The 19207-nt window shown below is 74.1% G+C and carries 21 protein-coding genes and 1 pseudogene; 15 read left to right on the plus strand and 7 right to left on the minus strand.

The window, feature by feature from the left end; genetic code table 11:
- Positions 1-76: 76 nt before the first annotated feature.
- Together ACIP93_RS10275 and ACIP93_RS10280 are read left to right on the plus strand one after the other, a co-directional pair.
- A complete protein-coding gene (locus tag ACIP93_RS10275) occupies positions 77-823 on the plus strand; it encodes a class I SAM-dependent methyltransferase (protein ID WP_345223375.1) in 747 nt (248 codons plus the stop codon).
- Positions 820-1893 carry a prenyltransferase gene (locus tag ACIP93_RS10280; protein WP_345223376.1) on the plus strand — a complete coding sequence of 358 codons (1074 nt, stop codon included), beginning with the start codon at positions 820-822 and terminating at the stop codon, positions 1891-1893. The genes ACIP93_RS10275 and ACIP93_RS10280 overlap by 4 nt, the downstream gene beginning before the upstream one ends.
- Before the next feature lie 25 nt (positions 1894-1918).
- Here ACIP93_RS10280 and ACIP93_RS10285 read toward each other — a convergent pair whose 3' ends face one another.
- On the minus strand, positions 1919-2209 hold the full coding sequence (locus ACIP93_RS10285; RefSeq protein WP_345223377.1) for a hypothetical protein: 291 nt from the start codon (positions 2207-2209) through the stop codon (positions 1919-1921).
- A gap of 201 nt (positions 2210-2410) precedes the next feature.
- Here ACIP93_RS10285 and ACIP93_RS10290 point away from each other — a divergent pair, with 201 nt between their 5' ends.
- Entirely contained in the window at positions 2411-2986 is a 576-nt protein-coding gene (locus ACIP93_RS10290) for a hypothetical protein (RefSeq protein WP_401757929.1), read from the plus strand.
- A 3-nt stretch (positions 2987-2989) separates the two neighbouring features.
- Here ACIP93_RS10290 and ACIP93_RS10295 read toward each other — a convergent pair whose 3' ends face one another.
- The 4 genes from ACIP93_RS10295 to ACIP93_RS10310 form a co-directional block, all read right to left on the minus strand.
- Positions 2990-3994, minus strand: a complete 1005-nt coding sequence (locus tag ACIP93_RS10295) for an LLM class F420-dependent oxidoreductase (protein WP_401757323.1) — start codon at positions 3992-3994, stop codon at positions 2990-2992.
- Positions 3995-4127: 133 nt separating this feature from the next.
- The gene (locus tag ACIP93_RS10300; RefSeq protein WP_345223382.1) at positions 4128-4964 is read right to left on the minus strand and encodes a hypothetical protein; all 837 of its coding nucleotides are present in this window, start codon (positions 4962-4964) and stop codon (positions 4128-4130) included.
- A gap of 245 nt (positions 4965-5209) precedes the next feature.
- Positions 5210-6199, minus strand: a complete 990-nt coding sequence (locus ACIP93_RS10305) for an N-acetylmuramoyl-L-alanine amidase (protein WP_401757325.1) — start codon at positions 6197-6199, stop codon at positions 5210-5212.
- Between the two features lie 22 nt (positions 6200-6221).
- A complete protein-coding gene (locus ACIP93_RS10310; RefSeq protein ID WP_345223385.1) occupies positions 6222-6872 on the minus strand; it encodes a class I SAM-dependent methyltransferase in 651 nt (216 codons plus the stop codon).
- Between the two features lie 214 nt (positions 6873-7086).
- On the opposite strand from ACIP93_RS10310, the gene ACIP93_RS10315 reads away from it, so the two are divergent.
- The 12 genes from ACIP93_RS10315 (at position 7087) to ACIP93_RS10370 (ending at position 17080) form a co-directional block, all read left to right on the plus strand.
- The gene (locus ACIP93_RS10315; RefSeq protein ID WP_401757327.1) at positions 7087-7308 is read left to right on the plus strand and encodes a hypothetical protein; all 222 of its coding nucleotides are present in this window, start codon (positions 7087-7089) and stop codon (positions 7306-7308) included.
- A gap of 5 nt (positions 7309-7313) precedes the next feature.
- Entirely contained in the window at positions 7314-7445 is a 132-nt protein-coding gene (locus ACIP93_RS10320; protein WP_401757329.1) for a hypothetical protein, read from the plus strand.
- 29 nt (positions 7446-7474) lie between these two features.
- Entirely contained in the window at positions 7475-7609 is a 135-nt protein-coding gene (locus ACIP93_RS10325) for a hypothetical protein (RefSeq protein ID WP_401757331.1), read from the plus strand.
- Positions 7606-7836, plus strand: coding sequence for a hypothetical protein (locus ACIP93_RS10330; protein WP_401757333.1), 231 nt, complete (start codon positions 7606-7608; stop codon positions 7834-7836). The genes ACIP93_RS10325 and ACIP93_RS10330 overlap by 4 nt, the downstream gene beginning before the upstream one ends.
- 15 nt (positions 7837-7851) lie before the next feature.
- A complete protein-coding gene (locus tag ACIP93_RS10335) occupies positions 7852-8001 on the plus strand; it encodes a hypothetical protein (protein ID WP_345223395.1) in 150 nt (49 codons plus the stop codon).
- A gap of 238 nt (positions 8002-8239) precedes the next feature.
- The gene (locus ACIP93_RS10340; RefSeq protein ID WP_401757335.1) at positions 8240-10408 is read left to right on the plus strand and encodes an acyl-CoA dehydrogenase; all 2169 of its coding nucleotides are present in this window, start codon (positions 8240-8242) and stop codon (positions 10406-10408) included.
- Entirely contained in the window at positions 10405-11595 is a 1191-nt protein-coding gene (locus ACIP93_RS10345; RefSeq protein WP_401757337.1) for a lipid-transfer protein, read from the plus strand. The genes ACIP93_RS10340 and ACIP93_RS10345 overlap by 4 nt, the downstream gene beginning before the upstream one ends.
- Positions 11596-11657: 62 nt before the next feature.
- A complete protein-coding gene (locus ACIP93_RS10350; RefSeq protein ID WP_401757339.1) occupies positions 11658-13175 on the plus strand; it encodes an MFS transporter in 1518 nt (505 codons plus the stop codon).
- A 124-nt stretch (positions 13176-13299) separates the two neighbouring features.
- Positions 13300-13884: an XRE family transcriptional regulator gene (locus ACIP93_RS10355; RefSeq protein WP_345223404.1), complete on the plus strand. Its 585-nt coding sequence runs from the start codon at positions 13300-13302 to the stop codon at positions 13882-13884.
- 205 nt (positions 13885-14089) lie between these two features.
- Positions 14090-14944: a MaoC/PaaZ C-terminal domain-containing protein gene (locus ACIP93_RS10360; RefSeq protein WP_345223405.1), complete on the plus strand. Its 855-nt coding sequence runs from the start codon at positions 14090-14092 to the stop codon at positions 14942-14944.
- An 85-nt stretch (positions 14945-15029) separates the two neighbouring features.
- Positions 15030-16106, plus strand: a complete 1077-nt coding sequence (locus ACIP93_RS10365; RefSeq protein ID WP_345223408.1) for a Zn-dependent alcohol dehydrogenase — start codon at positions 15030-15032, stop codon at positions 16104-16106.
- Positions 16107-16135: 29 nt separating this feature from the next.
- Positions 16136-17080 (plus strand): 3-oxoacyl-ACP reductase, encoded by a 945-nt coding sequence (locus ACIP93_RS10370; RefSeq protein WP_401757342.1) that lies wholly within the window; start codon positions 16136-16138, stop codon positions 17078-17080.
- Between the two features lie 307 nt (positions 17081-17387).
- On the opposite strand, the gene ACIP93_RS10375 is transcribed toward ACIP93_RS10370, so the two are convergent.
- Both ACIP93_RS10375 and ACIP93_RS10380 read right to left on the minus strand, forming a co-directional pair.
- Positions 17388-17528 (minus strand): hypothetical protein, encoded by a 141-nt coding sequence (locus tag ACIP93_RS10375; protein ID WP_401757344.1) that lies wholly within the window; start codon positions 17526-17528, stop codon positions 17388-17390.
- A 425-nt stretch (positions 17529-17953) separates the two neighbouring features.
- Positions 17954-19096, minus strand: a pseudogene (locus ACIP93_RS10380) (hypothetical protein); the annotation flags it as partial.
- Between the last annotated feature and the right edge of the window lie 111 nt (positions 19097-19207).

The raw sequence follows: 19207 nt of genomic DNA on the forward strand, positions 1-19207 counted from the left end.
CCGACACGTGGGCGCCGCAAGCCGCTCGACGTACGCAAGACCGTTTCACCCGCCGCCGGACGAAAGCTGAGCACCCGTGCTGACCGTGGACTTCTCCCGCTTCCCGCTCGCCCCGGGCGACCGCGTCCTCGACCTGGGCTGCGGCGCCGGGCGGCACGCCTTCGAGTGCTACCGGCGCGGCGCCCGGGTGGTGGCCCTCGACCGGAACGCCGAGGAGATCCGCGAGGTCGCGAAGTGGTTCGCCGCCATGAAGGAGGCGGGGGAGGCGCCGGAGGGCGCGACGGCCACCGCCATGGAGGGCGACGCGCTCAACCTGCCCTTCCCCGACGCCTCCTTCGACGTCGTGATCATCAGCGAGGTCATGGAGCACATCCCCGACGACAAGGGCGTGCTGGCGGAGATGGTGCGGGTGCTCAAGCCGGGCGGCCGCATCGCCGTCACCGTGCCGCGCTACGGGCCCGAGAAGGTCTGCTGGGCGCTCTCCGACGCGTACCACGAGGTCGAGGGCGGGCACATCCGCATCTACAAGGCGGACGAGCTGCTCGGCAGGATGCGGGAGGCGGGGCTCCGGCCGTACGGGCAGCACCACGCGCACGCCCTGCACTCGCCGTACTGGTGGCTCAAGTGCGCCTTCGGCGTCGACAACGACAAGGCGCTGCCGGTGAAGGCGTACCACAAGCTGCTGGTCTGGGACATCATGAAGAAGCCGCTGCTCACCAAGGTCGCCGAGCAGGCCCTCAACCCCGTCATCGGCAAGAGCTTCGTCGCGTACGCCACCAAGCCGCACCTCCCCGCCGCCGCGACCGGTACGGACGCCAAGTGACGAGCCCCGGATACACCGAACACCTCGTCCTGGACGGTGTCCTGACGGCCTCTCAGGTCGCCGAGACGGTCGCCGGGATACTCGCCGTGCAGCGCCCGGACGGCGCTATTCCGTGGTTCAGGGGCCACCACCTCGACCCGTGGGACCACACCGAGGCCGCCATGGCGCTGGACGCGGCCGGCGAGCACGAGGCGGCGGCCCGGGCGTACGCGTGGCTGGCCAGGCACCAGAACGCGGACGGCTCCTGGTACGCCGCCTACCACGACGGCGACCACGCCCGCCCCACCGACCGCGCCCGCGAGACCAACTTCTGCGCGTACCTCGCGGTGGGCGTCTGGCACCACTACCTCGCCACCGGCGACGACGCCTTCGCCGACCGGATGTGGCCCGCGGTGTACGCGGCGGTGGAGTTCGTGCTCGCCCTCCAGCAGCCCGGCGGCGAGATCGGCTGGAAGCGCGAGGAGGACGGCACCCCCGTCAACGACGCGCTGCTGACCGGGAGTTCGTCCATCCACCAGGCCCTGCGGTGCGCGCTGGCACTCGCCGAGCAGCGCGAGGAGCCGCAGCCCGACTGGGAGCTGGCCCTCGGCGCGCTCCGGCACGCGATCGAGAAGCACCCCGAGCGCTTCCTCGACAAGAACCGCTACTCGATGGACTGGTACTACCCGGTGCTGGCCGGCGCGCTCACCGGGCCCGCCGCCAAGGAGCGCATCGAGGCCCAGTGGGACGACTTCGTCGTGCCGGGCCTCGGCGTGCGCTGCGTGCTGCCCAACCCCTGGGTCACCGGCGGCGAGAGCTGCGAACTGGCCCTGGCGCTGTGGGCGACGGGGGAGTCGGACCGGGCGCTGGAGATCCTCCAGGACGTCCAGCACCTGCGCGCCGACGACGGCAGCGGGCTGTACTGGACGGGGTACGTCTTCGACGACCAGGCGATCTGGCCCCGCGAGCTCACCACCTGGACGGCGGGCTCCCTGCTGCTCGCCGTGGCCGCGCTCGGCGGCCACGAGCCCACCTGCGCGGTGTTCGGCGGCGAACGGCTGCCGCGGGGTCTGGACCCGGACTGCTGCTGAGGCCGCGCGAGGGGGGCGGGGCGGGTCAGCGGCGGCGTACCGCGCCCGCGACGGCGTGGCCGACGAACAGGTAGACCACGGCGGGCAGACCGTAACCGGCCACCACGCGCGCCCACTCCTCGTCGAAGGTGAACAGGTCGTAGGACCAGCCCGCCAGCCAGTGCGCGGCGTCCTTGACGAAGCCGACCAGCGCGTTCCCCTGGTTGGCGTCCAGTAGGTAGAACAGAATCCACAGGCCCAGGATCAGGGCGGCGATGTCCGCGACGACGGCGATCAGCGTCGCGGCGGGATTTCCGGTGCGCGTGCGTGTCGGCATGCCGAACATGTTGCCGATAAAGAACGCGTCAAACCCGGATGGCCCTGCCCTGGTGGTGGGCGGGCGGGGTGCGGGCGACGCTGCGGGAAAGAGCTGTCCTCGCAACCGGCCCCGGGAGGCCCCGCCGTGCCCCGTAACGCCCTCACCGCCACCCCCGCCCGCCGCGCGCTCGTCGCGGTGCCGCTGACCTGCGCGCTGGTGATGCCGCTGGCGGCCTGCGACGACAAGGACAAGAACGCGAGCCCGGCGAACGCGACGGCGTCGGGCAACCCGAGTGCGTCGCCCTCCGGCGAGTTCGAGAAGCAGAAGCTCTCCAAGACCCGGTTCGTGGCGAACGCGTCGCTGGCCGCCGGGGCGGCCTACCAGTGGATCGTGAAGCCCTACCGGGCGGGCACGTTCAAGAGCGGCGCGGACGGCCGGAAGTTCGCCCTGGTCAAGGCGGGCCTCGCGGGAGCCTTCACGTACAACAGGCTGAAGGCGGCGGTGAACAACGCGAAGGGCGACCCGCTGCTGTCGAAGGCCGTGGCCCCCCTCTCCGAGGGCATCGAGTCCCTCAAGGGCCTCAGCTCCAAGCTGGCGGCGGGCACTGCCGGAGCGGGCGAGGTCGGGCTCTTCGAGAAGGTCATCGGCAATGTGAAGGACGCGGGCAAGGGGGCCGGCGCGGAGGTCACCGACAAGGTGCCGTCGGCCGGCGAGCTGGCCAAGGGCGGCGCGCCGGCGCAGCTTCCCGGCCGGCCGGGCCCCCAGCTCGACGGGCGGACCGCGGTCGCCCGGTAGCGCTCAGGCGTTCAGCTCCGCCAGCACCCTCAGCGTGTGCAGGTCCGGCGAGGTGACCAGCAGGTCCGTCACCGGGCCCGCGCGCCACAGCTCCAGGCGCTCCGCGATCCGGGCGCGCGGGCCGACCAGGGAGATCTCGTCGGCGAAGGCGTCCGGGACGGCCAGCACCGCCTCCTGCCTGCGCCCGGCGAGGAAGAGGTCCTGGATGCGGCGGGCCTCCTCCGCGTAGCCCATGCGCGCCATCAGGTCGGCGTGGAAGTTCCTCGCGGCGTGGCCCATGCCGCCGATGTAGAAGCCGAGCATCGCCTTCACCGGGAGCAGGCCCTCGGCGACGTCGTCGCAGACCTGGGCGCGGGCCAGCGGCGCGACCACGAAGCCGCGCGGCAGGGCGGGCAGCCGGTAGACGTCGGGGCGCGCCGGCGACCAGTACAGCGGCAGCCAGCCGTCCGCGATGCGGGTCGTCTGCTCGATGTTCCGGGGGCCCTCCGCCCCGAGCAGGACCGGCAGGCCGGCCCGCAGGGGGTGCACGATCGGCTTCAGCGGCTTGCCGGTCCCGGTGGCGTCCTCGCCCCGGTAGGGGAGCGTGTGGAAACGCCCGGCCAGCTCCACCGGGGCCTCGCGGCGCAGCACCTGGCGGACCACGTCGACGTACTCCCGCGTGGCGGTCAGCGGGCTGCGCGGGAAGGGGCGGCCGTACCAGCCCTCCACCACCTGCGGTCCGGAGAGTCCGAGGCCGAGCATCATCCGGCCGCTGGACAGGTGGTCCAGGGTGAGGGCGTGCATGGCCGTCGCGGTCGGGGAGCGGGCCGCCATCTGCGCGATCGCGGTGCCCAGCCTGATGCGGGAGGTGTGGGCCGCGTACCAGGTCAGCGGGGTGAAGGCGTCCGAGCCCCAGGCCTCGGAGGTCCACACCGAGTCGTAACCCAGCCGTTCCGCCTCCTGCACCAGGGCGAGGTGGCCGGGGTCGGGGCCGCGCCCCCAGTAGCCGAGCGCAAGCCCGAGTCGCATGCCGGGACCTCCCGTCGCCACAACTGACGAAGCGTCAGATGTGGGTGACTGTACGGTTCCCGGCCGGGCCCGGACAAGACGGCGGCCCCCGCCCGGTGTCCGGGACGGGGGCCGCCGGAGGCGGGCGCGTGCGTCAGCCGCGCTGGATGCCCGTGGTGTCCTGGAGCAGGCCGCGGCGGCCGTCCTGGGTCTGCGCGACCAGGCCCGAACCGCGCTGGTCCACCGCCAAGTACCAGGTGCCGGGGGCCAGTTCGGCGATCGGCGTCGGCGCGCCGTCCTCCGGGTACAGCGGACGCGCCACCGGCACCGCGAACCAGAACGGCGCGAAGCCCGACGCGTCGGTGGCGGCCGGAGCCTGCCCGCCCTGCGCGGCCTGCGGCTGCGCGGCCGTGGCCTGCGGGTCCTGGGCGCCGGCCGGGTAGCCGTAACCGCCGGTGGCGGGCTGGCCGCCGTACGACTGCTGCTGGCCGCCCGGGTAGCCGTAGCCGGCGCCCGGCTGCGCGCCGTAGGGCTGGCCGGGGACGGCCGGCTTCGGGGCGTTCATCAGCGGCGCCTTGAGCGCGGGGACCAGCGGGGCGGCGACCGCGCCCGCCGCCAGCACCAGGGCGCCGATCAGACCGATGATCATGCCCGCGCCGTTGCGGCCGCCGTCGACGATCGTCCAGAACGCCGTCCACGCCGCGAAGATCGCCAGTGCGACCCCGAACTGGCCGAGCTCGATCCCGGCGACCTTGCGCTGCCCCGGCAGGGCGCGGGCGACGACGATCAGCGCCGCGGCGATGATGCCCGCGACGTAGATGCTCATCAGCGTGGCGAGGAGTTCCCAGGCGTTGACGCTGACGCCCGGCGAGCAGTAGTTGCCGACGCAGCGCGCGTCGACGGAGTACTGGTTGAGGAACGAGGCGACGAACAGCACCACCGCTGCTGCGATCACCACCCCATCGCCTCGTGTGAGAGAGCGGATGTTCACGTGAAGTCCTTTGTCAGTCGTCTTCTTCGGGGCTTATCGGGGCGGTTGTCGCGGCGCCGGCGCAACGCGGTTCACGCGTGGGCCCGGTGCGAAGCTCGGGGGCGGCTGCCCATCGTACGGATGAATGTATCGTCCGGCCGATGGCACCGTCCTCTTCGTTGCCGGTCGGTAACCTGCGCCGGCCGGCGTGCGAAGCCCGTGTGCGAACCGCGTGTTCCCGTGTGGTTCGAGCGCGCTGCCGAGCCCTACCCCTTCAGGAAGGCGGCGATGCCCTCGGCCATGCCCCGGGCGGCCTTCTGCCGCCAGGCGGGGTCGGTCAGCAGGGCGATGTCCTCGCGGTCGCGCATGTTCCCGCACTCGATGAAGACCTTCGGGACGGTCGACAGATTGAGCCCGCCGAGGTCCCGGCGGACCACCAGTCCGTTCGGTGCGCCCAGGTAGTTGGCGGGTGCGTCGCCGGTCTCCCGGACGAAGTTGCCGACGACGGCCTCGCCCAGCACGCGCGAGGGGCCCACGATCGCGGAGGTGTCCGCGGCCCCGGACTTCACCCGCGCGGGCAGGATCACGTGGAAGCCGCGGTGGCCGGCCGCGGAGCCGTCCGCGTGGATGGACAGGACGGCGTCGGCCTTCGCCTCGTTGCCGATACGGGCGCGCTCGTCGATGCAGGGACCGAAAGGACGGTCGCCGTTCTGGGTGAATTTGACGGTTGCGCCCTGCTTTTCGAGAAGCGTTTTCAGTCGGCGCGAAACATCGAGGGTGAATTCCGCCTCGGTGTAACCGGCATTGCTCGCCGTACCGGTGGTGTCGCATTCCTTGCTGTTCGTTCCGATGTTCACCTGGCGATTGATTTCGCGGATGTGCCGGAAATTCCCGGGGTTGTGGCCGGGGTCCACGACGACGGTGCGGCCGGTGAGGGGGCCGCCGCCGGGCTTGGGGTCGGGGTCCGGCGCCGCGGAGCTCCGCGCCGGGCCGGCGGGGGTCGAGGGGGCCGTGGCGGAGGGCGGCGCGGGGCTGCCCTGCGCCGAGGCCGCCGCGCTGTGGCTCGGCAGCGGGAGCACCTGTGCGGGCGTTCCGTCCTCCGGGCTGCTCATGGCCTGCCAGACGAGCCATCCCGCCAGGGCGGTGGGCACGAGGGCGGCGGCCACGACGAGCGCGGTGCCGCGCCCTCGGCGCGGGGGCTCCCGGAACTCGGGCTCGGGCGGGTCTGCGTGGGGGAACTGACCGTCGTACGACACAGGGCGATGCTATGCCGGACGTTCACAGACCCGGGCCGGTACGCCGCAGGACGCGCAGCGAGTCGGTCACCGAGACCTCGGTGAAGGCGCCGGACGCCAGGGCCCGCTGATGCACGCGGTACGGGGCCTGGCCGCCGTCGGCCGGGTCGGGGAAGACGTCGTGGATGACCAGGAGCCCCTCGGGCGCGACGTGCGGGGCCCACCCCTCGTAGTCGCCGGTCGCGTGCTCGTCGGTGTGGCCGCCGTCGATGAAGACGAGGGCGAGCGGGGTGCCCCAGAGGCGGGCGGCCCGGGGGGACCTCCCGACGATCGCGACGACGTGCTCCTCAAGGCCCGCCCTGCGCAGCGTGCGGCGGAAGGTGGGCAGGGTGTCCATGACGCCGACCTCCGGGTCGACGACCGTCGGGTCGTGGTACTCCCAGCCCGGCTGCTGCTCCTCGCTGCCGCGGTGGTGGTCAACGGTGACGGCCGTGACACCGGCCGCGCGGGCGGCGTCGGCGAGGAGGAGGGTGGAGCGCCCGCAGTACGTCCCCACCTCCAGGACCGGGAGCCGCAGCCGCTGCGCCGCCTCGGCCGCCGCCGCGTACAGGGCGAGCCCTTCGCCGACCGGCATGAACCCCTTGGCGGCCTCGAAGGCGGCGAGGGTGTCGGGCGTGGGGGCGGCGGCGGTCATGGCTCTCCTGCGGGGCGGCGGCTGGGCGGGTCGGACTGGGGTCATGGTGCCGTACGCGACCGGAGGCGCGGGGCGCGGCCCCCGGCTACGGCGCGTACGGCCAGTGGGGGTCCTCCCATCGGGCGGGGAAACCGCGCCCGGAGTTTTCGGGTGCGGGATTCAACGGGGGAGCCGGGGGCACCGGGAAGGTCACGGCGGCCGGGAGGGGGAACTCGTGCGGGTGGCGATGGGGTGGGTCTTCGCGGTGCTGGGGGCGGGGTTCGTGCTGTTCGCGCCGCGCCTCGTACGAGCGGAGGTCAGGATGGCCCGCTCCTGGCGCAACGAGGAGACCAGCCGCTTCACACAGCGCTTCTACCTGGCGCTTCTCATCGGCAGCGGAGCGCTCCTGTGCGCAGCCGGAATCTGGATCGCGCTCACGTCGGCGGGACAGAGGTGAGCGGGGTGAGTGCGATGACGGTCATGGCCGCCGGCGGGGGCGGCATGGACAGTTTGGCGGCAGAGATCACGGTGGGAGTGGTCTTCTTCCTGGGGATGGCCGCGATCTGGTGGTTCAAGGTCGGGAAACGGCGCTGACGGTGCGCCGCGGAAGGGGCGTGGGCGGGATGCGCGTAACGGAATGGGCGGCTCCGGGAGGTGGGCCGGACGGGCCGCCGTGGCTCGGGACGGTCTTCGCGGTGGTGGTGGCGGCCGGGCTCGTGTTCTTCGCGATCAGCTACGTGCGGGGCCGGGGCGAGTGAGAAGCGGAGCGCCTGACGGCGGGGAGCTGCTCGGCGACGCGGACCGGTCGGCGGAGGTCTGGGTCCAGGTGGGCCTCTGGGGCGGTCTGCTGTCCGGTGCGGCCCTCGTTCTCATCGGCGTCCTCACGATGATCGCGGGCTTCGTCGGGCCCGGGGTGTGGATTTCGGCCGTCGGAGCCCTGACGGTTCTCGGGTTCGTGCTGATGCGGCGCTTTCGGGCGCGTTGAGAGGGAGGGCCGGAGATGATGATCCATCTGCTCGCGGTGGAGGGCGGCAGGGGGAGTTGGTGGCCCGAGGGGACGGCCGGGAAGGTTGCCGCCGTGATCCTCTTCGTCGCTCTCGTCGTCCTGTTCGGATGGGGGGCGTGGCGCCAGAGGCGGCGGAGGAAGTGAGCCGGTGACGGCCCGGCGGACCGCGTCCGGTCCTCGGCCGCCTGCTTCGGACGGCCCCGCGTTTCCCCGTACGGCAGGGGGCGCGGGGCCTCGTCACCTCCCGGCTGGGGGCCTCGCCGCCTCCCGGCCCGTGTCCGGCCCCGGCTCCCGAACGGCCCCGACGCGCGTCCGGCCCGGCTCACATCCGACCTCCACCTGACCTTCCGTCAGAATGGAACGTGTTCTACTCTGCACCGCCATGGGCATCGGAATCACGCGCGAGCACCGCGAGTTGGCCGAAGCGGTACGCGGCTGGGTCGGACGGGCGGCGCCTCCGCAGGGCATACGGAAGATCCTCGACGGGGAGGAAGGGGACGGCGGGCGGCCGGCGTACTGGGACGGTGCCGCCGCCATGGGGCTCCTCGACGTGCATCTGCCGCAGGGCGGCGGGAGCCTCCTCGACCTCGCCGTCGTGCTGGAGGAAACCGGGCGGGCCGCCCTCCCCGGCCCCTTCCTGCCGAGCGTGCTCGCGGCGGACCTGCTGGTCAGGGGCGGGAGGGGCGAGCTCGCCGCCGGGCATCCCGTGGCCGCCGCGGCGACCGGCCCCGGCACCCTGACGGCCGTCTCCGCGGACGGCGGCTTCGTCCTCGACGGCACCGCCCCGCCCGTCCTCGGGGCCGGACCCGGAACCGAACTCGTCCTGCTCGCCGCCGAGTCCGCCCACGGCGTGGTGTGGCTCGCCGTCGACGCGGACGGGCTGGAGATGCGTACCCACACCAGCGCCGACCCGACCCGGCCCACCGGTGAAGTCGTCGTCCGCGGCGCCTTCGTGCCCGCGGAGCGGCAACTCGACCTGACGGCCGCCCTGGTGGGCGACCTCACCGCCGTGCTGTACGCGGCCGACGCCTGCGGCACCGCCGGATGGGCCCTGGACACCGCCACCGCGTACGCGAAGGTGCGCGAGCAGTTCGGGCGGCCCATCGGGCAGTTCCAGGCGGTCAAGCACCTGTGCGCCGACATGCTGGTACGGGTCGAACAGGCGCGGGCGCTGGTGTGGGACGCGGCGAACGCCGTCAACGAGGCGGCGGACGTGCGGGGGCTCACCGCCGCCCTCGCCGCCGCGACCGCGCTCGACGCCGCCTTCTCCTGCGCCAAGGACTGCGTCCAGATCCTGGGCGGGATCGGGTTCACCTGGGAGCACGACGCACATCTGTACCTGCGCCGGGCCCTGGTGGCCCGGCAGTTGGCCGGGACGGGCGACGGCCACCGGCTGCGGGCCGTGCGGCTGGCCGCCGCCGGGGCCCGGCGCGAGCTGCGCATGGACCTGCCGGACGAGGCCGACACGTACCGGGAACGGGCGAGGGAAGTGATCGAGGGGGTGCGCGGGCTCGATCCGGGCGCGGTCCGCCGGGCGCTCGCGCCGACCGGGTACGCGGCCCCGCACCTGCCCGCCCCGTACGGGCTCGGCGCGGGACCGCTCCAACAGCTCGCCGTGCAGCGCGAGTTGGCGGACGCCGGGGTCACCCTCAGCGGGCTCGGGATCTCGACCTGGGTGGTGCCCTCACTCATCGCGTACGGAACCCAGGAGCAGAAGGAGCGTTACGTCCCGCCCACCCTGCGCGGCGAGCTGCTGTGGTGCCAGCTCTTCTCCGAGCCGGAGGCCGGGTCCGACCTCGCCTCGCTGCGCACCCGTGCCGAGCGCACCGAGGACGGCACGGGCTGGCGGATCAACGGGCAGAAGGTGTGGACGTCCGCCGCCCAGTGGGCGGACCACGGAATCCTGCTCGCCCGGACCGCCCCGGACGCCCCGAGCAAGCACCAGGGGCTCGGCTACTTCCTGGTCGACATGAAGAACACCCCCGGCATCGACGTCCGCCCGCTGAAGGAGATCACCGGGGACTCCCTCTTCAACGAGGTGTACTTCGACGACGTGGTCCTGCCCGTGGACGCGCTGGTGGGGGAGGAGACCGGCGGCTGGCAGGTCGCCCGCAACACCCTCGGCAACGAGCGCGTCCACATGGCCGACCAGGTCGCCTTCGACACCGGGCTCGAAGCGCTCATCACCCGCGCCGCCGACCTCGACGGCGCGACGCGGGCCCGCGTCGGGGCCCTCGCCGCCGAGGCGCACGCCCTCGCCTGCATCGGGCTGCGGACCACCCTCCAGCAGGTCGACGGGCTGGAGGCGGGCGCGGGGGCGAGCGTGCGCAAGCTCGTGCAGACCCCGCACCAGCAGAAGATCGCCGAACTCGCGCTCGAACTCCTCGGCCCGCGAGGGGCGCTGCGGGAGGGGCCGGGGGAGCGGGCCGTGCACGGGTTCCTGATGTCGCGGTGCCTGACTATCGCGGGCGGCACCACCCAGGTCCAGCTCAACGTCGTCGCCGAGCGCATCCTCGGCCTGCCGCGCGACCACCAGGGGGAGTCAGCATGAAGGCGTACGTCGTCGGCGTCGGAATGACGAAGTTCGAGAAGCCCGAGTCACGGGACTGGCAGTACTGGGACATGGCCAGGGAGGCGGGCCAGGCGGCGCTCGACGACGCCGGGATCGCGTACGAGCAGGTCCAGCAGGTGCCCGTCGGACACTGCTTCCAGGCGTCCACGGCCGGTCAACGGGCCGCGTACGAACTGGGGTTGACCGGTGTCCCCGTCTACAACGTCAACAACAACTGCGCCACCGGCTCGACCGCCCTGATGATGGCGCGGCAGTTCGTCCGGGGCGGCCTCGCGGACTGCGTGCTCGCGCTCGGCTTCGAGAAGATGAAGCGCGGCGCGCTCGGCGGCGGAAGCGACGGCGGGGACTTCACGACCTCGCCCGTGGCCCGCCACTACGGCGTCATGGCCGCCCGGCACGGCTTCGAGAGGACGCCGCCCACCGCCCAGATCTTCGGCAACGCCGCCCGCGAGCACATGGAGCGGTACGGCACGACCGAGGCCCAGCTCGCGGCGGTCGGCGCGAAGAACCACCGGCACTCGGTGAACAACCCGTACGCCCAGTTCCGGGACCCGTACACGGTGGACGAGGTCCTCGCGGCGAGGACCGTCCACCGGCCGCTGACCAAGCTCCAGTGCTCGCCGACCTCGGACGGCGCGGCGGCGGCCGTCGTCGTCTCCGAACGCTTCGTCGTGCGGCACGGCCTGCTGGAGAAGGCCGTGGAGATCGCCGGGCAGGCCATGGCCACCGACACCGAGGAGTCCTTCGCCGCCGGCTTCTGCATCGACGTCGTCGGCAGGCCCATGTCGCGGGCCGCCGCCCACCGGGCGTACGAGAGCGCCGGGCTCGGCATCGAGGACGTCGACGTGATCGAACTGCACGACTGCTTCTCCGTGAACGAGCTGCTGACCTACGAGGCGCTGGGCATGTGCCCCGACGGAGCCTCCGGCAAGCTCGTCGAGTCCGGCGCGACGACGTACGGGGGGCGCTGGGTGGTCAATCCGTCCGGCGGGCTGATCTCCAAGGGCCACCCGCTGGGCGCCACCGGCCTCGCCCAGGCCGCCGAGCTGACCTGGCAGCTTCGCGGACAGGCGGGGGCGCGGCAGGTGGCGGGCGCACGGGTGGGGCTCGCGCACAACATCGGGCTCGGCGGAGCGGCGGTGGTGACCCTCCTCCGCAAGCCCTAGGCCCGGCGGCCGGGCGGTGTGCTCCGTATCACGGATGTACGGGGCACGCACTACCTGCGACCATGACAGGCATGGTCCACCGTTCCCCCGGCGCGTCCGCCGACCCCGCAGCTCCCCGCACAGCCACGACCCCGCCGCGACCCGTCCGCACGTGGGCGGTGGTGCTGGCGGCCTGCGCCGGACAGTTCCTCGTCGTCCTCGACGTGTCCGTCGTGAACGTGGCGCTGCCCTCCATGCGGGCCGACCTCGGCATGACCGCCCAGGGACTCCAGTGGGTGGTCAACGCCTACTCGATCGCCTTCGCGGGGTTCATGCTGCTCGGCGGGCGGGCGGCGGACATCTTCGGGCGGAAGCTGACGTTCCTCATCGGGCTCGGGGTGTTCACGGCCGCCTCGCTGGCGGGCGGGCTCGCCCAGGAGGGCTGGCAACTGCTGGCCGCGCGGGCGGTGCAGGGACTGGGCGCCGCGGTGCTGGCCCCGGCCACGCTGACCATCCTCACCTCCGCGGTGCCGGAGGGCGCGGCCCGCACCCGGGCGATCGGCACCTGGTCGGCGGTGGGCGCGGGCGGCGGCGCGGCGGGCGGCTTCGTCGGCGGACTGCTGACCGACTCCCTCTCCTGGCGCTGGGTGCTCCTGATCAACGTGCCGATCGGCGCGCTGGTCCTGGTGGGGGCCTTCTGCTGGCTCACCGAGAGCCACTCGCGGGCGGGCCGCCGGCTCGACCTGCCGGGAGCGGTGCTGGCCACGGCGGGGCTGGCCACCCTCGCGTACGGCATCGTGCAGACGGAGGCGGAGGGCTGGACGGCCGCCGCCACCCTGGTCCCGCTCACCGGCGGGCTGCTGCTGATCGGCCTCTTCCTCCTGGTGGAGGCCCGGGCGAAGGCGCCCCTGATGCCGCTGAAGCTGTTCCGGGTGCGGTCGGTGTCGGCGGCGAACGCGGCGATGTTCGTCAACGGCTCCGCGATGTTCTGCATGTGGTTCTTCATGACGCTCTACGCCCAGAACGTGCTGGGGTACACACCGCTCGGAGCGGGGCTCGCCCTGGTCCCCAGCTCCCTGGCCATCGTCACCGGCTCCAAGCTGGCCCCGCGCCTGATGCCGCGCGTGGGCGCGCGGAACCTGGCGGCGCTCGGCACGCTGGTCGCCGCCGCCGGATTCGGCTGGCAGTCGACGATGGGGGCGCACGGCTCGTACGCGACGGCCATCCTGGGCCCGGGCATCCTGATGATGCTGGGCGCGGGCCTGGCCTCCACGCCGCTGGCCTCGCTGGCCACCTCCGGCGCCGCGCCCGGCGACGCGGGCCTGGTCTCCGGCCTGATCAACACCTCCCGCACGATGGGCGGGGCGCTGGGCCTCGCGGTCCTGTCCACGGTCGCGGCCTCGCGTACCGGCGGCGCGACGAGCCCGGAGGCGCTGACCGCCGGGTACGCGCTGGCGTTCCGGACGGGGACGGGGGTGCTGCTGCTGGGGGTGGTGCTGATCCTGGTGTGGCTGCCGAGGGGGCCGAAGAGGGCGGCCGGGGAGCGGGTGGTGTCCCCGGCGCCCGAGGAGGCGGCGGCCGGCGCGGCGAAGTCGGGCTGAGGAGGGGCCCGGGGCCCGGGAGGTTCGAGCGGGCCCGGGGCGGCTCGGACGCCCGCGCGGGCCCGCTTCCCGGAAACGGCAAGAAAGGTTGCCGGAACGGGGACGGCGCGGTGCAATGGCCCGCATGGAGCACTCGCCCGCCATCAGCCAGGCCCTCGCCGACGTGGGCCCCCGCCTCCAGCGGCTGCGCACCGCCCGCGGCATGACCCTCGCCGCGCTCTCCGAGGCGACGGGCATCTCCACCAGCACCCTCTCCCGGCTGGAGTCCGGCGGGCGCCGCCCCAGCCTGGAACTCCTGCTGCCCATCTCGCAGGCCCACCAGGTCCCGCTGGACGACCTCGTCGGCGCCCCCGAGGTGGGCGACCCCCGGGTCCGCATCAAGCCCCGCCAGGTCCACGGCTCGACCGTGCTCCCGCTCACCCACGGCGCCGGACCCATCCAGGCGTACAAGATGATCCTGCCGGTCACCCGCAGCACCCCCGAGACCCGCACCCACGAGGGCTACGAATGGCTGTACGTCCTCACCGGGCGGCTCCGGCTCGTGCTGGGCGACCGAGACCTGGTGCTCGGACCCGGCGAGGCCGCCGAGTTCGACACCCGGCTGCCGCACTGGTTCGGCAGCACCGGAAAGGCCCCCGTCGAGGTGCTCAGCCTCTTCGGCCGCCAGGGCGAGCGCATGCACGTACGCGCGAAGCCCCGCACCGCCTGAACTGACGGGTCGTCACCTGACGGGTTCACAAGTGGCGTGCCCTGCGCTATACATGGGGGCCATCGGCCTAGAACGCGTTCTAGAAGTGGAGCGCGTCACCGGCCGACCCCGTACGGCCCCGGCGTGTCCGACGGTGCGGACGGCCACGTCGGGGCCTCTCTCCGGAGAGCCAGGAACCCCGAGAGCGTTAGGAGCTCTGCCTCCCATGCCGATCGACGTTGCGAAGGCCCTCGCCGCCGGCCCCCGGACCGGAAGGGCCGTCTGGGGCCACAAGGACGTCCAGCTCTACCACCTGGGCCTCGGCGCGGGCGTCCCCGCCACCGATCCCGCCGAACTGCGCTACACCCTGGAGAGCAGGCTGCACGTCCTGCCGAGCTTCGCCACCGTCGCGGGTGCGGGCATGGCGATGATGGGCGGCCTCGCGGCCCCGGGCATCGAGGTGGACCTCGCCGCCGTCCTGCACGGCGGGCAGACCGTCACGCTGCACCGCCCGATCCCCGTCGAGGGCGACGCGACCCTGACCTCCACCGTCGAGGCCGTGTACGACAAGGGCAAGGCGGCGGTGATCGTGCTGCGCTCCGAGGCCGCCGACGCCGAGGGGCCGCTCTGGACGAACGACTCCGCCGTCTTCGTCCGCGGCGAGGGCGGCTTCGGCGGCGACCGCGGGCCCTCCGTCCGCCTCGACGTACCGGACCGGCGGCCCGAGTTCACCGTGGAACGCCCCGTCCGTGAGGACCAGGCCCTCCTCTACCGCCTGTCCGGCGACTGGAACCCCCTGCACGCCGACCCCGACTTCGCGAAGCTGGCGGGCTTCGAGCGGCCGATCCTGCACGGCCTGTGCACGTACGGCATGACCCTCAAGGCCGTCGTGGACACGGTGCTCGGCGGCGACGTGACCCGGGTGACCTCGTACACCACCCGCTTCGCCGGGGTGGTGCTCCCCGGCGAGACCCTGCGCGTCCGGATGTGGACCGGCGACGGCCGCACCCAGGTGACGGTGACGGCGGTGGAGCGCGACGACGCGCCCGTGCTGGCCGACACGCTCGTCGAACACGCGTGAACCCGTGACGCCCCGAAGCCTCGAAGCCCCGGAGCCGTGAACCGGCGCATCCGGAACCGACCGCCCACAGAGGGGAGTTCGTGCCATGCGCGCAGCCGTACTGCACGAGACAGGCCAGGACAAGCTCGAAGTGCTCGACGACGTCGAGGCGGTGGGCTTCGGCCCCGGCAGGGTCAGGATCCGGGTGCGGGCCACCGGCCTGTGCCACTCCGATGTCTCCGCCATGAACGGCGTCCTGCCGCAGCCCGCGCCCTTCGTCCCCGGCCACGAGGGCGCGGGCGAGATCGTGGACGTGGGCGACGGCGTCGAGGGCCTGGCCGCGGGCGACCGGGTCCTGGTCTGCTGGCTCCCGGCCTGCGGCGCCTGCCCGTCCTGCAAACGCGGGCAGACCCACCTGTGCCTCGCGGGGTTCATGAACGCGGGCACCCCCAACTTCAGGCGCCCCGGCGGCGACGTCTTCGGCTTCGCCGGAACCGGCACCTTCACCGAGGAGGTCGTGGTCGCCGCCGGCTGCGCGGTCCCGATCCCCGACGACGTGCCCTTCGAGATCGCCGCGCTGATCGGCTGCGGCGTCACGACGGGCCTCGGCGCGGCCATCAACACCGCCCAGGTGCAGGCGGGTTCGTCGGTCGCGGTGATCGGCTGCGGCGGTGTGGGCATCTCCGCGATCCAGGGCGCCCGGGTGCAGGGCGCGGCGCAGATCGTCGCCGTCGACCCGGTCGCCTCCCGCCGCGAGGCCGCCCTCCGGTTCGGCGCGACCGAGGCCGTGTCCCCGGACGGACTCGACGACGCGAAGCAGCGCGTCACCTCCGGCGAGGGCTTCGACTACGTCTTCGAGGTCGTCGGCAAGTCCGCCACCGCCCGCACCGCCTACGGGGCGACCCGGCGCGGCGGCACGCTCTGCGTCGTCGGCGCGGGCGCGCTGGACGACCACTTCCAGGTCAACATGTTCGAGCTGTTCTTCGACGAGAAGCGGATCCTGCCGTCGATGTACGGAGGCGGGGACGTGCTGCGCTCGTACGAGCGGGCCGTCGCGCTGTGGCGGGCCGGCCGCATCGACCTGGAGAACATGATCACGCACCGGGTGCGGCTCACCGAGATCAACGAGGCGCTGGAACAGATGCGGACGGGCGTGGCCCTCCGTACCTCCATCTCACTGTGAAACCGAGCGTCGAGCCAAGGGAGCTGGGGATGTCACTGCCCCTCGAAGGGCTGTCCGCGATCGTCACCGGTGCGGGCCGGGGCCTCGGCCGGGCCGAGGCCGTCGAGCTCGCCCGGCTGGGCGCGGGCGTCGTCGTCAACGACTTCGGGCAGCCGGGCAGGGACGGCTCGGGCGCCGCCTCCGCCGGTCCGGCGCAGGAGGTCGCGGCGGAGATCCGGGCGGCGGGCGGCCGGGCCGTCGCGCACCTCGGGGACGTCGCGGACCACGAACAGGCGCGCGAGCTGGTGGAGTTGGCGGTCCGGGAGTTCGGGAAGCTGGACGTCCTGGTCAACAACGCGGGCATCCTCCGGGACCGGATGGTCTTCTCGATGAGCGAGGAGGAGTGGGACTCGGTGATCCGCGTCCACCTCAAGGGCCACTTCAACACCACGCACTTCGCGTCCGTCCACTGGCGGGAGCGGTCGAAGGCGGCGGGCGGCCCGGTGTACGGGCGGATCGTCAACACGTCCTCGGAGGCCTTCCTCGCCGGTTCGGCGGGCCAGCCGAACTACGCGGCGGCGAAGGGAGGCGTGGTCGGGCTGACCACGTCGACGGCGCTGGCGCTGCGGAAGTACGGGGTGACGGCCAACGCGATCTGCCCGCGGGCGCGGACCCGGATGACGGAGGACGTGTTCGCGGGCTTCGGGGAGGCGGCGGCGCCCGGGGAACTCGACTCCCTCGCACCGGAGCACGTGGCACCGCTGGTGGGCTACCTGGCGTCGCCCGCGGCGGGGCGGGTGAACGGGCAGGTGCTCGTGGTGCACGGGGGGATGGTGGCGGTGGTGGAGCGGCCGAGGGTGGCGGCGAAGTTCGACACGGCGAAGGGGGTGTTCTCGTACGAGGAACTGGACGAGGCGCTGTCGGGGTACTTCGCGGGGAGGCCGGAGGGGGAGACGTTCGGGGCGGCGGAGGTGCTGGGGCTGAAGCGGGGGTGAGGGGGTGGCCCCGAGGCGCCCCGGGGCCGCCGGTCGGCTGTTGCCGCGCGGCACCGGCGGGGTGTGGGCGCCCGGGGCCGGGGTGCGTTTTCGCCCTGCCCGTCCTTGGAAGGGGTGCGGGGGACCGCACGGGCGGCCCGCCACGAGCCGCGCGGCCGAGCGCTTCAGGTGAAGGGCGGGGCCTTCACCTGAAGGGGCGGGGCCGGGGCGCCGCCGCAGGCGACCGAGGTGCCGGGTGCGGCACGGAACAGACGTCCGTCGCAGCCCCCGGCACCGGGCGCGTCGCCGGCGGGCCCGCCGGACCCCGTCAGCCCTGCTGCCCCGCCGGGTCGCGCCGGTGGCGGCCCCGCGCCGCGACGGACGGGTCCTCGTACCGCGCCGGCCCGCCCCGGTGCCTGCCGGCCCCCTGCGCGGGCGCCGTGGTCGTCTCGGTCTGGGCTTCAGCCATGGTCATGGGCATTATGGGAAGTCACCCCGTCACTACGTCGCTGACACGTACACAGAGCCAGCGCCTGCCCCGGGCCCGCGACTCTAATCCTTCCCCGGCGCCCCGCCCAGGGGGCTGACCGGCCCTCCGCCCGGCACCGAGATCAGCGGTGCCGCCACCGCCACCGGCACCCGTACCGGCGTCGCCGTCCGCACCATCGCGGGCGCCGCCGCGTGCACGGACGCCGGCACCGCCGTCCGCGCGGCCGGCGGATGGACCGCCTCGGCCCCCGGGGCCGCGCCGGGCGCGCCCAGGGGACGCACCACCCGCGTGATCGGCCCCAGCACCGACGGCACGGCGTCCTCGACGGCAGCCGGCTCCGCCACGGCCTCCGCCGCCACCCCGCCCGCCGGAGCCTCCCGCTTCTCCCGCACCCCCACCCGGTGCATCCGCCCGGCCAGCGAAGCCTGCTGCAACGGCACCGGTCTCCAGGACGCCGCGCCCTCCGCCCCGGCACCCCCCTCCGCCGCGCCCCGCGCCACCGGCTCCGCCGCCGGTTCCTCCACCGGCACCACGACCCCCGCCACCCCGCACGGCACCGCCCCCGTGGTGAACGGCAGCCGCAGCACCCCCTCCCGGGTCCACAGCCCGGCCCCGGCCAGCCACCCGGCGGGCGGGGCGAGTTGATGGAGTCTGCGGCCCGCGGGCCGCCACACCCCCACCCAGCTCCCCGGCGCCGGCCCCGCCGGTCCCGGCGCGCGGTCGATCCGTACCGCCACCGCGCACGCCTCCGGCATCAGCACCTGCCCCGGCTGCGCGGCGAACGGCGTCAGCACGCAGCCGTCCAGCCGCAGGCACTCCGGGAAGCGCACCGGCCGGGTGCTCCCCAGCACCCCCCACCCCAGCCGGTCCTCGCCCGGCGCGTCGGAGCGGACGACGATCAGCCCGCTGTCGGCGTCGGCCAGCAGCACCCGGTCATTGCTGTGCTCGGCGATCTGCAGGAGGGGGGTGGCCTCGCCGCCCCGCTCCAGGTCCACCGCGACCGCCTTCACCACCCCGCCCGGCGACTCCCGGTCCAGGGCGAGCATCCGTCCGGTGCCGTCCAGCCACACCCCGCCCGAGCACCGCCCCGGCACCTCGGCCACGTGCTCGGGCCCGAAGGCCCCGCCCGCCACCAGCCAGAGGGCCGTCGACTGCGGCCCGACCGCCAGCGCGTACGCGCGAGCACCGCCGGGGGCGGGCGGCAGCAGCCGCAGCGGGCCCCCGCACTCCACCGCCCCCAGGGCCAACTCACCGGTCCGCGGGCCCGTCGGGTACAGCAGGGAGAAGACGTGCCGCCCGGCCGCCTCCCGGTGGATGAGCACCCGCCCGTCCGCCAGCGGCAGCACCTCCGTGCCCGGCTCCTCCGGCTGGTCGGCGGGCAGCGGCACCGCGTACGGCTCGGGGCCGTCCAGCGTCCAGCGCTCCGGGAACCAGGCGTCCCCGCCCCCGGCCAGCCGCGCGGCGTACGAACCGTCCGCGGCGATCACGAACCCGCCGCGGTGCGCCGCGCCGCCCCGGGCGGCGGTCTCGATGGCCAACGCTGTCATGGGCTCCGTCTCCTCCGTCCCCGCCGCGGTCTTCGGCGGGCTCCGTCGGCGACGCTAGTTTTCGGATTTCCCACCGGACAACACGAGTCACCTCTCTTCACACATACGGGT

The organism is Streptomyces sp. NPDC088745 (genome assembly GCF_044751045.1).
GTDB classification, from domain to species: domain Bacteria; phylum Actinomycetota; class Actinomycetes; order Streptomycetales; family Streptomycetaceae; genus Streptomyces; species Streptomyces cremeus.

Coding starts and splice junctions, on each gene's coding strand:
- ACIP93_RS10360 (WP_345223405.1), top strand. CDS start 14,090: ATGCCGATCGACGTTGCGAAGGCCCTCGCCGCCGGCCCCCGGACCGGA.
- ACIP93_RS10285 (WP_345223377.1), bottom strand. CDS start 2,209: ATGCCGACACGCACGCGCACCGGAAATCCCGCCGCGACGCTGATCGCC.
- ACIP93_RS10365 (WP_345223408.1), top strand. CDS start 15,030: ATGCGCGCAGCCGTACTGCACGAGACAGGCCAGGACAAGCTCGAAGTG.
- ACIP93_RS10375 (WP_401757344.1), bottom strand. CDS start 17,528: ATGGCTGAAGCCCAGACCGAGACGACCACGGCGCCCGCGCAGGGGGCC.
- ACIP93_RS10335 (WP_345223395.1), top strand. CDS start 7,852: ATGATGATCCATCTGCTCGCGGTGGAGGGCGGCAGGGGGAGTTGGTGG.
- ACIP93_RS10345 (WP_401757337.1), top strand. CDS start 10,405: ATGAAGGCGTACGTCGTCGGCGTCGGAATGACGAAGTTCGAGAAGCCC.
- ACIP93_RS10290 (WP_401757929.1), top strand. CDS start 2,411: ATGCCGCTGGCGGCCTGCGACGACAAGGACAAGAACGCGAGCCCGGCG.
- ACIP93_RS10295 (WP_401757323.1), bottom strand. CDS start 3,994: ATGCGACTCGGGCTTGCGCTCGGCTACTGGGGGCGCGGCCCCGACCCC.
- ACIP93_RS10340 (WP_401757335.1), top strand. CDS start 8,240: ATGGGCATCGGAATCACGCGCGAGCACCGCGAGTTGGCCGAAGCGGTA.
- ACIP93_RS10355 (WP_345223404.1), top strand. CDS start 13,300: ATGGAGCACTCGCCCGCCATCAGCCAGGCCCTCGCCGACGTGGGCCCC.
- ACIP93_RS10350 (WP_401757339.1), top strand. CDS start 11,658: ATGACAGGCATGGTCCACCGTTCCCCCGGCGCGTCCGCCGACCCCGCA.
- ACIP93_RS10310 (WP_345223385.1), bottom strand. CDS start 6,872: ATGACCGCCGCCGCCCCCACGCCCGACACCCTCGCCGCCTTCGAGGCC.
- ACIP93_RS10325 (WP_401757331.1), top strand. CDS start 7,475: ATGCGCGTAACGGAATGGGCGGCTCCGGGAGGTGGGCCGGACGGGCCG.
- ACIP93_RS10370 (WP_401757342.1), top strand. CDS start 16,136: ATGTCACTGCCCCTCGAAGGGCTGTCCGCGATCGTCACCGGTGCGGGC.